This window comes from Paraburkholderia sp. FT54 (assembly GCF_031585635.1).
Lineage (GTDB): Bacteria > Pseudomonadota > Gammaproteobacteria > Burkholderiales > Burkholderiaceae > Paraburkholderia.
In genome coordinates, this window is record NZ_CP134198.1 from 158,790 (window position 1) to 172,440 (window position 13,651).

The 13,651-nt window shown below is 59.6% G+C and carries 10 protein-coding genes and 1 pseudogene; 5 read left to right on the top strand and 6 right to left on the bottom strand.

All coding sequences use genetic code 11. The features are described from left to right. The first annotated feature begins 917 nt into the window (after window positions 1–917). The 3 genes from RI103_RS37770 to RI103_RS37780 all read left to right on the top strand — a co-directional run bounded on the left by RI103_RS37770 (window position 918) and on the right by RI103_RS37780 (window position 1,997). Window positions 918–1,211: a CsbD family protein gene (locus RI103_RS37770; protein WP_310819696.1), complete on the top strand. Its 294-nt coding sequence runs from the start codon at window positions 918–920 to the stop codon at window positions 1,209–1,211. A gap of 106 nt (window positions 1,212–1,317) precedes the next feature. After that, window positions 1,318–1,692, top strand: coding sequence for a phage holin family protein (locus tag RI103_RS37775; RefSeq protein WP_310819697.1), 375 nt, complete (start codon window positions 1,318–1,320; stop codon window positions 1,690–1,692). Next, on the top strand, window positions 1,689–1,997 hold the full coding sequence (locus tag RI103_RS37780; RefSeq protein ID WP_310819698.1) for a hypothetical protein: 309 nt from the start codon (window positions 1,689–1,691) through the stop codon (window positions 1,995–1,997). The genes RI103_RS37775 and RI103_RS37780 overlap by 4 nt, the downstream gene beginning before the upstream one ends. A gap of 189 nt (window positions 1,998–2,186) precedes the next feature. Here RI103_RS37780 and RI103_RS37785 read toward each other — a convergent pair whose 3' ends face one another. The 5 genes from RI103_RS37785 to RI103_RS37805 form a co-directional block, all read right to left on the bottom strand. Then, on the bottom strand, window positions 2,187–3,314 hold the full coding sequence (locus RI103_RS37785) for a zinc-dependent alcohol dehydrogenase family protein (RefSeq protein WP_310819699.1): 1,128 nt from the start codon (window positions 3,312–3,314) through the stop codon (window positions 2,187–2,189). Beyond that, window positions 3,314–4,975, bottom strand: coding sequence for an acetolactate synthase large subunit (locus RI103_RS37790; protein ID WP_310819700.1), 1,662 nt, complete (start codon window positions 4,973–4,975; stop codon window positions 3,314–3,316). The genes RI103_RS37785 and RI103_RS37790 overlap by 1 nt, the downstream gene beginning before the upstream one ends. A 39-nt stretch (window positions 4,976–5,014) precedes the next feature. Continuing rightward, on the bottom strand, window positions 5,015–7,000 hold the full coding sequence (locus RI103_RS37795) for an acyl CoA:acetate/3-ketoacid CoA transferase (protein WP_310819701.1): 1,986 nt from the start codon (window positions 6,998–7,000) through the stop codon (window positions 5,015–5,017). Between the two features lie 102 nt (window positions 7,001–7,102). Next, window positions 7,103–8,008: a class I SAM-dependent methyltransferase gene (locus tag RI103_RS37800; protein WP_310819702.1), complete on the bottom strand. Its 906-nt coding sequence runs from the start codon at window positions 8,006–8,008 to the stop codon at window positions 7,103–7,105. Beyond that, window positions 8,005–8,508 carry a polyhydroxyalkanoate granule-associated phasin gene (locus RI103_RS37805; protein ID WP_310819703.1) on the bottom strand — a complete coding sequence of 168 codons (504 nt, stop codon included), beginning with the start codon at window positions 8,506–8,508 and terminating at the stop codon, window positions 8,005–8,007. Before RI103_RS37805 ends, RI103_RS37800 begins: the two co-directional genes overlap by 4 nt. A 2,833-nt stretch (window positions 8,509–11,341) precedes the next feature. Between RI103_RS37805 and RI103_RS39870 the strand changes: the two are divergent. Continuing rightward, window positions 11,342–11,551 (top strand): annotated as a pseudogene (locus RI103_RS39870) (ankyrin repeat domain-containing protein); the annotation flags it as partial. Continuing rightward, the gene (locus tag RI103_RS39875) at window positions 11,534–11,677 is read left to right on the top strand and encodes a hypothetical protein (RefSeq protein ID WP_409077097.1); all 144 of its coding nucleotides are present in this window, start codon (window positions 11,534–11,536) and stop codon (window positions 11,675–11,677) included. The pseudogene RI103_RS39870 and the gene RI103_RS39875, both read left to right, overlap by 18 nt. A gap of 641 nt (window positions 11,678–12,318) precedes the next feature. Here RI103_RS39875 and RI103_RS37810 read toward each other — a convergent pair. Beyond that, complete coding sequence (locus RI103_RS37810) at window positions 12,319–13,389, bottom strand: IS110 family transposase (protein WP_310819466.1); 1,071 nt, start codon at window positions 13,387–13,389, stop codon at window positions 12,319–12,321. Window positions 13,390–13,651 lie beyond the last annotated feature (262 nt).

The following is a 13,651-nucleotide window of genomic DNA, read 5'->3' on the forward strand; positions in this document are numbered from 1 at the left end:
GCGCCCGCCGGGCGCAGAACTGTGGAGAGCATCATGGCCTTACGTACCTTTACTCGCGTCACCTGCCCATGCGGGCATCACGGCTCGATCGTCGAGAGCAGATATGACGAGGGTGAAACGCATTGGTATCTCGCGACGCTACGCGAACTGTCTCACAACGGCAGTTACGACGGCCTCGATCCTCTTTTCTCGGAGACGACTCCATCGTGCCCAGCTTGCGGGCGATCGCTAGGACCGGAACACGCAACGGACAAAGAGAGCATTGCCGCGAGCGCCGTCGTCTCCCCCTGAGATGAAGAGCCGCGCATGGACCCCGTTGAATGTTGCGGCGGCGACCTTGTTTCCATGATGCAGCGGGATGCGCAGCGTTGCCGACAACGGCCGGCGCGCGACCGGGACGACGAACAACTTCGAACGCTACGAACGAGCGTTTCCGAAGAGTCAGATTTCGAGCGCCTCGAGGCGCCTGGCTTTTGCCGTCACGCGACCATGAATTGGAGTCAGCCCACCCCGCATTACTTGGGCCGCCGCCCCGACAAACTGGACCGGGTCGATCGCTGATGCGGCCGCTATTTTAACGGCGGAGTGGTTTTCTTCCCGATCACGGCGCTCATGATACTTATGGCGATGAAAGCGGAAAAATCATGGGCAGCTTTCTCATGCCGGTGCACCTACGTATCATCGGCCGAATGGCAACCGTCGCAATGGGCGCTGCTACGCCCGCGATGTTCTGCTTCATGCCTCGTCCCATGAGTCCGTCGCCATGAAATCGCTATTTTTCAAACTGGGTCCAACTATTGCGCAGCTTCTGGAACGGTGTCGCGCCTGTCGAGTCCACGCTTGCCGACGCCGGTATCTGACTTCGCGCGTGGGCATTTTTCCCGTGACCGGGACGGTCTCACTTGGAGGAATAGACAATGGAAACGACGAATATCGATGGAATGCGGGAGGCTGCCGGCGATGTACAGCGGGCTGCCGCAAATCTACTGAACGACGGCGGTGCGCAGATCGGTGCCGCGGCGAGTGAACTAGGCGGCAAAGCGCGGCAACTCTACGCCGATTTTGCGGAGGTAGTACGCGAGTCCACCGTCGAAAAGCCTGTTGCGGCGCTGGCGATTGCGGCGGGCGTGGGCTTCATTCTCGGCGCGCTGCACGCGGCGAATCGCTCGAGGTCGAATCAGGTGCGCGGCGACTGGAGAGACCGGGAATAACGCAATACCGCAGTGACTTCGACGCGACCGGAGTCGTCCAGGCGACAAGGGGTCGCGCCGATCGTCACGATGCTTCAATAACAAGCCAGCTCCGAGGAGTCCCGCGATGTCCGTACATTCGAAAGTAGCGCAATGGCAAAATGCCGGCAGATTCTGTGTTGAACGAGCCACTGACTATAGCGATCTCCTCGGCATCGGAATTGAACAGACCAGAAAATCTGTCGTGCGCGAGTTGAGCGCACTGGTTGCCTTGACCGTCGCCGGCCTTTTTTCTCTTTCGTTTGCGTGCCTGGCGATCATCGCGACGGCGTGGGGAACGCCTTATTTTCTTCAGGTCGTATGGGGTGTTGCCGCGTCGTGGCTGCTGGTCTCGTTTGTTTCCATGTTCATCGTTCGTTCCCAGAAACCCGCCCGGTCGCTCCGTGTCCTTCAGACGGAGATCCGCAGCGACCTCGACACCTTGAAAGAGGCGCTCAAATGACCCGCACACCTGGTGATAGAGAGATTGAAACCGCAATTCTGACGCGCATGGCAGACTCACGCGCGACGCTGCTTGCAGCGAACAGAACCTCATCCGCAGTCCCGGCCATCAGAAAACAATGGAGATTGCCCGCGAACAGCCTGATCGATGCGCTGGCCGACGCGCCGCACGTCGCACTACTGCTGGCATTATGTGTGGGTGCAATCGTTATCGGGCCTCGCCGGACGATTGGCATTGTGGGGCGCTCGGGCGTGACGGCCTTGCTAAAAAGCGCTCCCCGGAAGGTGCTGCTCGACGCGAAATGAATAATGGCTGTACTCCTTGACTGGGCGCGACCGAAATGTGGTCAGCCGGGTTAAGCAGACGAACGCTTTCTGAAACTTTGCCTCCCCGGCCAAAGTATCAAGCAGCTATCAAGCCGCGCACCAGTTTCAACCCACCGAACGCGACTCTCGCGGAGAAACTGCGTCCACACGCCCAATTCGCCTCAGCGATTATTCAAACACTACGACCTGTCGAATCGCCTTTCCTTCGTGGAGCAGATCGAAGCCATGATTGATTTCATCTAGCGTCAGACGGCCGGTGAGTAGTTTGTTGACCGGCAACCTGCCCTGCATGTAAAGATCGATGTAATGGGGAATGTCGCGCGCCGGCACGCACGTGCCGATATAGCTGCCTTTCAGTGTGCGCTCTTCAGCGACCAGGCTCACTGCCGGCAGCGGCCATAGCGCGGTAGACGGCGGCAGGCCCGCGGTGACGGTCGACCCACCGCGACGGGTAATGCGATAAGCGAGATCCAGAGCGCGAATGGCGCCGGCGAATTCGAAGGCAAACTCAACCCCACCTGAGCTCAACGCCCGAATCTGCTCGACGGCGTCATCGTGGCCCGCGTTCACCGTGTGCGTAGCGCCGAGGGCGCGCGCCTGCTCCAGTTTCGCATCGGACAGGTCGACCGCGATGATCTGGCGAGCGCCGGCCGCCTGCGCACCGATCAGAGCCGCCAGGCCCACACCTCCCAGACCGACCACGGCAACAGAAGCGCCTACACGGACTTGCGCCGTATTCACCACCGCGCCGACGCCCGTGAGCACGGCGCATCCGAATAGCGCGGCTTCGTCGAGCGGCACACTGGCATCGATCCTGACAACCGAGCGCCGCGATACGGTCGCATATTCCGCAAACACCGAACATCCCAGGTGGTGGTTCAATGTCTCGCCATCACGCGTAAGGCGACGCCCACCAGAGAGCAGCGTGCCCGCGCCGTTCGCCGCGGCGCCCGGCTCGCACAAGGCGGGGCGCCCCTCGGCGCAAGGTGCGCAGTGACCACAACTCGGCACAAAGACCACCACGACATGATCGCCAATCTGAAGATCGGTCACGCCGGCCCCCAGTTCGGTGACGACGCCGGCAGCCTCATGTCCGAGTGCCATCGGCATGGGGCGTGGCCGATCGCCATTAATGACGGACAGATCAGAGTGACACAGCCCCGCAGCGGCGATCCTGATAAGCACTTCATCAGGCCCCGGCGGCGCAAGCTCAACCTCGTCGATACGCAATGGACGGGAAACGGCATACGGATACGCTGCGCCCATTGTTTCCAGCACTGCTGCCTTGATCTTCATTACGCGACCTCCATGACCCGATTGCCCAGTTCCTCGACAAAAACGCGGACGTTTTCCGAGTAATCCACCGGGACGATAACCAGTTGTACCCCGCCTTCGCTGAAGGCGCTCTCCAACGCCGGAGCCAGCGCCTCCGCCGTTTCGATGCGCCTGCCTTTTGCGCCGTACGCATCCGCATATTTGACGAAATCGGGGTTGCCGAACGTCAGCCCCCAGTCCGCGAACTTGTCGACGGCCTGCTTCCAGCGAATCATCCCGTAGGCATCGTCCTGAATGATCAGCACGACGAGATTGAGCTTCAATCTCACCGCCGTCTCGAGTTCCTGCGAGTTCATCATGAAGCCGCCGTCACCGCAAACAGCCATGACACGACGATCCGGATAAAGAATCGCGGCCATCATCGCCGATGGCAAACCCGCCCCCATGGTTGCCAGCGCATTGTCGAGCAATAGCGTATTCGCGCTACGGGTTCTGTAACACCGCGCGAACCAGAGTTTGTACATGCCATTGTCGAGCGCAACGATGCCGTCGGCCGGCATGATCTTCCTCACGTCGTGAACGATGCGTTGCGGAGTCAACGGAAAGCGCGACTCTTCCGCCCGTCCCAGCGTGCGTCTCAGGATATCTTCGCGCAGCGGCGCCAACGCCGCCGCGTGCGGCAGGTTTCCCTCCAGCAGATCGGCCAGGCGCGCAAGGCTCAAACCGAGATCTCCGACCACTTCCGCGTGCGGGAAGAACACCTGCTCGACATTGGCCGGCGTATATCCGACGTGAATCACCATGGGCCCGCCGGGCCCCATGATGAAAGGCGGCTTCTCGACCGTGTCGTGGCCGATGGCGAGGATCAGGTCGGCGCGGTCGATCGCCTCGTGCAGGTAGTCGCGTTCGCTCAACGCCGCCGTGCCCATCCAGAGTTCGGACGCCTCTTCGCGACCGATCGCGGACACGGTTCCCTTGCCCATTTGCGTGTTGAAGTACGGCATGCCCGTGCGCCGGATGAAGTCGGTCAACTGCCCGGCAAGACGGGGGCGGTTGCTGGCCGCGCCGAACATGACCAATGGACGCCTCGCGCCCTGCAGCAAGGCAGCAGCCTGCTCGATTGCTGCCTGCCCGGCGACCGGCAGGTCGACCGCATGCAATGGAATCAACGGGACGTCGCCGCCTACCTCCGAGCCGGCCACGTCTTCCGGCAACTCGAGATGCACCGGCCCCGGCCGCTCTTGCGCAGCCAGCCGGAATGCCTCGCGCACCACGGTCGGAATGCTGGCGCCGTTGACAATCTGCCGGGACGCCTTGGTGAGGGGTTTCATCGTCGCGACTATATCGACAATCTGAAAGCGGGCCTGGCGCGCTGTCATGATGGCTTTCTGTCCGGTGATCAGTACCATCGGCATCGCACCCAGATGAGCGTAAGCCGCGCCTGTCACGAGATTCAGCGCGCCAGGGCCGAGCGTGGCCATACAAACACCGGGCTTTCCGGTCAGGCGGCCATGAGTAGCCGCCATGAAGGCCGCTGACTGTTCATGGCGAGTCACGACGAGCTCGATGCCCGAGTGCCGCAACGAATCCAGGACGTCGAGATTTTCCTCGCCGGGCACGGCAAAGATGCGTTCGACACCTTCATTCTCCAGGGCCTTGACGAACAGGTCTGATGCTTTCACAAATGGACTCCTTGTTTCTTCAATACGCGACCAGACATTTCAGAACGGCTGGTGGCGTCGGCGTGGGAACTGGAGCACGCCGTCGCCGACAGCTTCGTTATGCTCCGTCGCGAACGCCATGGCGTCGGCATGCGTTTCACAGACATGGGATGCACAAGTCGCGTCGCGGAAAGCCGCGCGCAGCTTTGCTCGCATGAACGCGCAGCTGGTAAAGCGGCTCACCGACTTGTAGTACCGCGATTGCAGCCGTGCGGCCATTTCAAAGTACTGATCGGCGACTACGTGGTCCAGTCTGAATCCGTCATAGTTGACGATTAGCGAGACTTTCCGGCCGATGGGTTGGCAGAATGCCTCTAACACGCGGCGCACACTTTCAATGTCGCTATGGGAGCGAACCGCCATCCCTTCGAAATTTGCAAACAGGGTGTTTTGCTCTCCTTTGTAGCTGAGCCTGCGAGCGAATTGCGAATCAAGCAACACGGTTGCCAGATTCATCAGTTGCGGCAGGAAGATCCGTGAATTCATGGGTCGTGGACTCGACACGATCGGGGCAAAGTCCATGTGCGGAAGAATGTCCCGATCGACGTCAATGCCCGGCGCGACTTCCGTCAACTCGAGCCCTTCTGACGTTAGCCGGAACACACAACGTTCCGTCACATAGAGCACGGGCTGGCCGCGTTCAGCAGCCAGTCGTCCGTTGAAGGTGATCTGCTCGACCGACTCGACCAGTTTCTTTTGTGAGCCTTCCGTGACGATCCGAAGACGCCCCGCATCCACCGCAACTTCAAGGCCTCCCGCCGTGAACGCTCCGGCAAATACCACTCGCGAAGCGTTCTGACTGATATTAATGAAGCCGCCGGCACCAGCCAGGCGTGGACCAAAACGGCTGACGTTGACGTTTCCGCTTCGGTCGATTTGTGCCATACCGAGGCACGCGAGATCCAGGCCGCCGCCATCGTAGAAATCGAACTGCTGGTTCTGGTGAAGCAGCGCATCCATGTTGACGGCTGCGCCGAAGTCGAGGCCGCCCTGCGGCACGCCGCCGATGATCCCAGGTTCGGCGGTCAAGGTCAGATGGTTCAGCAGACGCTCCTCCGCGGCGACTGCGCCAACGACCTCCGGAACGCCGATACCCAGGTTGATCACGCCCTCAAGCGGAAGTTCGAACGCGCAGCGACGCGCCATCACCTTCCGCTCGTCGAGCAGCGGACATGCGTTCGCGCCGGCTGACATCCTGATCTCGCTGGAAAATGCCGGGTTATAGGCCGTCCCGTAAGTCTGCGGCTGCGCGTCGGGCGACGCGACTACAACCCGGTCGACGAAAATGCCCGGAACCACGACGGCGCGCGGGTCGAGTGTTCCGCTCGCCGCGATCCTCTCCACCTGCGCGATGACGAGGCCATTTGAATTGTGAACGGCCATCGCGATTGCCTGCGCATCGAGCACCAGCGCTTCGCGTTCCATCGTGATATTGCCTTGTGGATCGGCCGTTGTGCCGCGAATCAGCGCGACGTTCAGCGGAAAGACCTTGTATAAAAGCCAGGTTTTGCCATCGAGATCGATCGTGCTGACCAGATCCTCGGTTGTCCTCGCATTGATCTTCCCGCCCGCCTGACGCGGATCGACGAAGGTGCCCAATCCAACTTGAGTGAGCGTGCCTGCCCTGTGGGCCGCGATGTCACGGTACAGATGCGACATCGTTCCAAGCGGCAGGTTGTAGGCCTCGATCAGATTCTCGGTCGCCATTCGGGCAAGCTTTGGCACTAACGACCAATGGCCGCCAATGGCGCGTTTGACCAATCCCTCCAGAGCGACCCGGTTGAGCCCGCGGTCTTTGCCGTCGCCCGGCGCCGCCGCGAACACCAGCGTCAGATCGCGTGGGAAACCGGATTCAGTGAAACGCCGGGCCAACGCTGTGATCAATTCGTCCGGCGTACCGATGCCGACAAAGCCAGAACAGCAGACAGCGTCGCCGTCGCGGATCAATCCGATGGCGTCGTCAGCGGTGACAATCTTGTCTTGCATAGTGCTCGCCTAAGAGGTGAGTTCGCGGCGCGCGCCGCCCCGGCATCACCGATGAAACGGACGCGCGATCGGCGCGGGCGACGCTTGCGACTTCGATGCCCGTCATCCTGCGCGTCCGGCTGGTCGACAGTCTTTCAACGTCACATGCACCAGGAACGGCAAATGGCTCTTCGCGAGCGGATGAAGGCGGCAAAGGTCTGCCGCCAGCCTGGGCCACCCACGTGGCGCGCAATACCCGAACGTGCGCAACGCTGCTATCTCCGACGACCAGCCGTGCAGACGCGTCTCCACCTCGTCGCCGTTGATGCCCCATGGCATCGGCGGCAAACGGTAACGCGGCGTTGTCATGACACCCCATTGGGTGAGCCCGGAAAACCAGCGCGGGATCGCGTCGAATGCAATCTCGGCGCCCGGAAAGCGCTCGGCGATCCGGACAAAAAGACGTCTTACCGCATCTGGCTGGAGATACATGAACAGCCCTTGCGCAACGACAAAAACATCGGCGCCGGCTTTGATCCCGTTCGCCCAGTCCGGCTCGAAAACACTTGCAGCGATACAGCGAAAGCGCCGCGACGAAGGTAAGAATCGCTCACGTAATTCAATCGCCGGTGGCAAGTCGACCGTGAGCCAGGTCATGTGGCCGTTATCTACACGATGAGCCTGTGTTTCAAGCCCTTCCCCCAGCGATATGACCATGCCTTTCGGATGCCGGTCGAGCCAGTCTTTCAGAAGACGATCGATTTCCGCCGCTCGCGCAGAGAAGGAGCCGACGGGCTGGCCGAAGTGACCCGCGAAATCATAGTCAATGGCGTCGCAGATGCGCACGCTATGCGGATCGACGAGAATGGCGTCGGCGCGGCGCGATTCGCAGGCCCGGTCGTAGAGCGTCCACAGCATCGTTTCCGATACACCCTCCAGTCGCGAAGGGATCCGGGCTATTTCCTGATCACGCCGCTTACGTGACGCAGGAGGCGCTTTCGCACGCTGCCGCCCTATGGCGGCGGTCATCCCGCGCCCAGGCGTCTTGCATTCGCGGTGGCACGGCCATGAATCGGTGCGAGCATTTCCCGGACCAGAGAGGTCATTGAACTTGCCAGATACAAAGGGTTCGACGGAGACTGAACGACGGTCGTCAAGAGGCTCGGCTGATGTTCAGACCCTGGCGTGGCCGGACCCCTCGAGGCAAATCCGGTCGGTGCCGCTGACATCGCGCCGATGAGATTGCAGGTATCGCGAGTGAACTCGACGGCCAGTTTGATAAGCCCCGAGTTCATCGCCCCTATCGATTCGGTTGTGGCCTCGCATTTTTCAATGCCCATGATGCTGAACTCAGCCCGGTCACGCGGACTGGGCACCGGACCCGCCAATGCCATCCGCACAGTGCGCAGGCGCACCACTTGCGCCGTTGCATTGAGCAGTTCACAAACCTCGGCAAAGAGACACAACCAGTTGCAGGAGACGTCGAGAGCGGGTCTATGGCGTGACGAAACAGGTGTCATGCTGTCCATATAAAGATCCATTTGGTATGGATGCCTAAAAATGTTGAATTTTGCGTGGGCGCGAAATATGCCAACACGGCCTTCAAGGTTTATTTAGAGGGGCAAATACGTTCACGACCCTCCGGCGCTCAGCCGCACGGTTCCAGCAAGACAATGTCGAAAATGCGAAGGGGCGCAACGGTAAAGCGAGTGACATAACCAGAAGCATACTGACGAGGGTCTCGCGTTGCTCCGCGACATCCAATGAGCCCAGCATAAGCGGATAAATGCTGCACCGCAACACTTCATTTAAAGCCGGCCACCGAGCGATTTTTGTTCGACAAATCAGGCATGCGTGTTGCGCACGCCGCATGCTCAATACCCACGGGTGATTACACGCCGCGAGTTATCGACTTACTTCCCGTCTGCCGAGGAAATCCAATAATTAAAAGCGAATTTTTCGGACTCTTTATGAGCGGGTACGTCACCAGGCACAGCGCATGAACGGAATTTTCGTGTCCTCGTCAGCCTTGTCGGCAGCATGGTCGCTATCAGACAGGCTCGATTCAATCGGTCAGACAGGCTCGATTCAATCGGTCGCGTTGGCAAGGCCCGCTCCTTGCGAAGATGATTCGTACGCTACCGCCGACCGACGTGCCGAGTCTGTGTCACGCCTCGTCAGTCAGGCCCGTACACACCGGATAGCAACACGCAATTCGAAGATTTCGAGACCCAATTGGCAGTGCTGGTTCAGAGTGCTGGACCCGCGACGGTGGCGGAACTGACTGCACGATCATCGCGTACTGGAACGGGGAACGCGTGATCTACGCTAACGTTGATACGGAGGGAACCGGCAGGCCGATTGGCCCGTGCGCGCCGGACGCGCGCTGGTGGCAGGAGTGGAAGGACTGGCTCGCAGACTGGCTGACCGATCCTGTTCTAGGCGTACGCCACGACCTGCCCGACGAATCGTGAGTTTTCGCGGGAGTGGGGTTGCTATGAAGCTTAGCGCGATCGACCCTTCACGATGTGAGTCCGTCGACCGTCGACGATGCCGGCCCGCTGCATTCGGGGACTCGGTTCCGCCCCGCTCCGCAAATGGTTCTTCATTTCGCGAAGCAGGCTGATGTCAATACACTGGCTGAAATTGTCGTTCTGGGGATCAGCGGCTGATTCCCCGACATATTGATGACAGGCCTCAACCGCTTCGTTACTTCGGACGCTGGTCGGCGACGGTCTTTACTGACGGCCATTTTGCCTTGAACGGCTGAGTCCGCTGTTGACGTCGCTGTTCGCGCCGCTATTTGTGCCCATATTTAACCCGTTGGTCTTCCCGCTACTGGAACGGGTGGCCGCAGAACTGTTCGAGCCGGAACCAGCAGCAGGCCCCGCCTCCGCTTCGGTACGCGCCTCCCCCGGCGAACCGTAGTCCTCCTGATCCAGGGCCTGCACGGAGCCCCCGCCGGGTGTTGGACTCCGCGACGCGTCATTGCCCGCACGCGCGCTTGCTGCGCACGACAATACGATGACGAGAGCTAACGCAACGAACGACTGAGTCCCATGTTTCATCACTTACCCCAAGAGACTGCACTTCCAGGCAGGCGGCTGCCTTCCCATGAATGAGGCGACGCAAACTCCGTGCCGCCCGCCGGTGATTCGTCACCATCGCAGGGCATCCGAACACGGCTTTTGCATGGATACCGTCATCGATACCTTGTAGTTTTTTGGACTCGTCACTGTGGTCGGACGCACGGTGAACGCCGACTAAGCATCTGACTGCTTGCGCTGCCGCAACGCATGCTATGGAGCCCATACGAGAGACTGCCGACACGAGCCTGTTAAGCACGGAGACATTTAGCGGCTGAGCCCATCGCGCAACGAGATGGCTTGAGAAGCCCATCGGACCTAAAAGACCGGGCGGCAGCCGTTAACAAGTAAGGGATTTAACTAGCGGGTTTGCAGAAAGAAGCGAGCCCGGGAGTGGTGCCAGTCATAGCCCCGCCGGGACGCACAACTATCGAATCGACTTCGAGCCGGCCTCGCCTATGACGCGGCGCGGTTCACCAGATGCTCGACCATACGTTGGGCTGCCGGCTGAAGTGCATCGAAATCCCGGAAGCACACCACGAATCTGCGTTGCGCCCATGGGTCCGTGAGTGGGATCGTCTCCACGTCGAGGATTCGCGCATACGCTTCGCCTACCTCCGTACTCAATGCCCGTACTGCTCGAGCTGACGCCTCGAAAACCGCGCTTACGGCCATAGCGAATGATCCACTAGAGGGATTTACCCGCTCAAAATGCTGTGTCCCATCGAGCAACGATGACGAAGCTAGTCTGTGCCGCTTGTCCTCAAGGTCGTTCGAATTCAGTTTGGCCAGAGCACTCTCTCTGTATTTCAGCAGATACAGTCTAATCGAAGAAAACTCTCCAGCCTTGGGTTGCTACCTTGGTAATGACAGTCAAATTTTGATCCAAGGTGTTGCAGATAAAACATTTAAATACTTCAGTGGCATGGATTTTCTTGCTAAGAACGTGATCATTGCATATTCGAACAAAGTAGGAAATCCACGCTCATTATGCGAGGTCGAGCGGCGCAAAACGTCACCGACAACGGGGTTTTGAATTACATTGCCCAAGACCGGCAGAATTTATTTGATGAACATTCGCCCAAGTATGCATTTAGCCGGATGCACATGGTAGTAACTCCATGTGCGTCACTAGCAGGAGGAAGAAGGAAGCCAGATAATCAACTGTTATTGGCGGCAGTTAATGGGGATTTGACCGAAGCTAAATACTTGCTGTAAAGGGGCCGATCCCAATGTAACTGGCTTCCCTTGGACAGAAAGTTCCGTTCTATCATTCAGCATACGGGAGCGACATGAACCCGTCGCACGGTTGCTAATAGACCGCGGAGCAGACATCACCCGTCGGGATTCGAGCGGAAAGACGATTTTGTTCGATGCTGCAAAGTATTCAAGTTCTGCCTTCGTTCGATATTTGGTTAAGCGCCGCGTCGACGTGAATGCGAAAAGTGCGACCGGCGATACGCCTCTCATGACCGCTGCAGAGGCCTGCAAGCCCCAAATAGTTAAACTGCTGTTGTATAGTGGTGCAGATCACACGACTAGGAATCAGTTTGGCTTGAGCGCGGCATATATGGGCGGCGGTTGCAAGGAAGTGGCTGCTTTACTTCGCTAACCAAGCGTCGGCGGCGCTTATATACGTAGTTTCGGTGCAGCCTCAATTACGAGGCTTCAATCGCCGATATCGTTGAGGCGATTGGTTTTGTTCGGAGACTCGCGTCGCCGCTGGTTCAACGGCCGCTTGATGCGCGCGAAGCGGTCGCGCGAATGTCCAGACGGTGGCGTAGGCGAATCTCGCTTGTTGGCCGAACCCTGCCCGATGTCCCGCACACGTGAACTCGTAGGCCGTGCATCGCGTGTCAGACCGCAGTCGACGGATGTTGTTTGCAAGGACTTCGCCCGAGAGTCAAGATCGGGGTTCGATTTTTTTGACGCTTGCAGACACTTGACGCGCACATGCAGGTGGGCCGGTTGGCGTAGTCATTTCATTTTCCTCAAATCGGCTGCTGCTGTCGCGTCGAAGCAATACCAGGAACAGACTGCGTCTTTGCAAACGGCCTTGTTGCCCGAAACGTATCGGGCGGCCATGATATGAGCCGCCCAGGAGAACCCCATTTGAAAACCGGCGAACAGGCATGAGGCAGTAAGCCTCATGCGGTAGCGACTCGCCAACAGCATCCTCGGGTTCTTCTCCTGTTCGGTCCGACCTCGTCTTGCTATCGCGTCGAGCAGTAGTTGAGTTATGCTGAAATCAGGTCAGGTGGTAGCGGGCGGTAACGGCGGATGCATCGGGTGGCGTTGCCAGGCATCGGCATCGTAGCGTTCGTCCCTGGCGAGCATCGCCCATAGCATTCGGGCATGCTTGTTTGCAATCGCAATCAGCGTTTTGTGATAGCCCTTGCGTTCATGGAGTTGCCTGATCCATCGTTGCAGGCGGCTTGCGTGCGTGGGATCGGCACGCAGCGCCGACTGCAACGTACTTCGGGCACCCTGAACGAGCAGAGTGCGCAGATAGACATTGCCGCGCAGGCTGATATGTCCGAGCCGTGTCCTGCCGCCCGAGCTGTGCTGGCGAGGCGTCAGGCCAAGCCAGGCACCGAACTGTCTGCCATTTCTGAAGACCTTCGCGTCGGGCACCGTGGCGGCCAGCGCGCTTGAGGTCACCGGACCGACGCCGAGCAGTTCGCTGGCGCGTCTTGCAACGTCACTGCTTCTGGCGTGAGCGGCGATCTGCTGGTCGCAGCGGGCGAGCCGCAGGTTTAGCGCGGCCAGCTGTTCGCGCACCTCCAGCAGCATCGCACGCACCGGGTCAGGCAGCCTGGTGTCTTCGATCAGGATCGGCAACGCGCTGAAAAAACGGTCCGCAGAACGAGCAATTACCACACCGAATTCTGCCAGCAGCCCGCGCGTGCGGTTCAGCAATGCTGTCCGTTCCTCCTGCCAGCCATTACGCACGCTATGCCAGGCCAGGATCGCCTGCTGCTCGACGGATTTGATCGCTACAAAACGCATCGTCGGCTGCCGCGCCGCAACGGCGATGGCCTCAGCATCGGCCGCATCATTCTTGCCACCGGGCCTGAACGGCTTGACGAACTCGGCTGGAATAAGCCGGGCCGTGTGACCACGCGCGGCGAACCAGCGCCCCCAGTGATGGGATGAACCACAGGCCTCCATCGCGACGCGGCACGGGGATAGCTGTTCAGCCCATCGGATGAACGCCTCGCGTCGCAGCACGCGTCGCTGCAGCACCGCGCCCGTGACGTCGAGCACGCAGATCGCGAACACATCCTTTGCCAGGTCGATTCCGACGGTAGTAAGCTGGTCCATGACTTCCCCTCCTGTTCAGATTGATGGCTGACACCTCAATCCTGGCACTCGATGCCGTGCGACTTCAACGTCGCCTCAGGTTGGGGAAGTCCCTCACATTTGAAAAAGTCGCTTCGTGATTTTTTCCGTTCGCTCGCGCAAAAATCGACCTCTCAGATCGACCTACAAGCCGCGCGCGACCATCGGTCAAGGGTACGAAGACCCCCGAAACCTGCACACGAGAGACCGACTGCGACTTTTTCAACAACATCGACCCGGAGCA

Bases quoted from the DNA above. Each gene is read 5' to 3' on its own strand.
- RI103_RS37795 (WP_310819701.1), bottom strand. From the start codon at position 7,000: ATGCAAGACAAGATTGTCACCGCTGACGACGCCATCGGATTGATCCGC.
- RI103_RS37780 (WP_310819698.1), top strand. From the start codon at position 1,689: ATGACCCGCACACCTGGTGATAGAGAGATTGAAACCGCAATTCTGACG.
- RI103_RS37785 (WP_310819699.1), bottom strand. From the start codon at position 3,314: ATGAAGATCAAGGCAGCAGTGCTGGAAACAATGGGCGCAGCGTATCCG.
- RI103_RS37800 (WP_310819702.1), bottom strand. From the start codon at position 8,008: ATGACCGCCGCCATAGGGCGGCAGCGTGCGAAAGCGCCTCCTGCGTCA.
- RI103_RS39875 (WP_409077097.1), top strand. From the start codon at position 11,534: ATGACCGCTGCAGAGGCCTGCAAGCCCCAAATAGTTAAACTGCTGTTG.
- RI103_RS37775 (WP_310819697.1), top strand. From the start codon at position 1,318: ATGTCCGTACATTCGAAAGTAGCGCAATGGCAAAATGCCGGCAGATTC.
- RI103_RS37770 (WP_310819696.1), top strand. From the start codon at position 918: ATGGAAACGACGAATATCGATGGAATGCGGGAGGCTGCCGGCGATGTA.
- RI103_RS37810 (WP_310819466.1), bottom strand. From the start codon at position 13,389: ATGGACCAGCTTACTACCGTCGGAATCGACCTGGCAAAGGATGTGTTC.
- RI103_RS37805 (WP_310819703.1), bottom strand. From the start codon at position 8,508: ATGGACAGCATGACACCTGTTTCGTCACGCCATAGACCCGCTCTCGAC.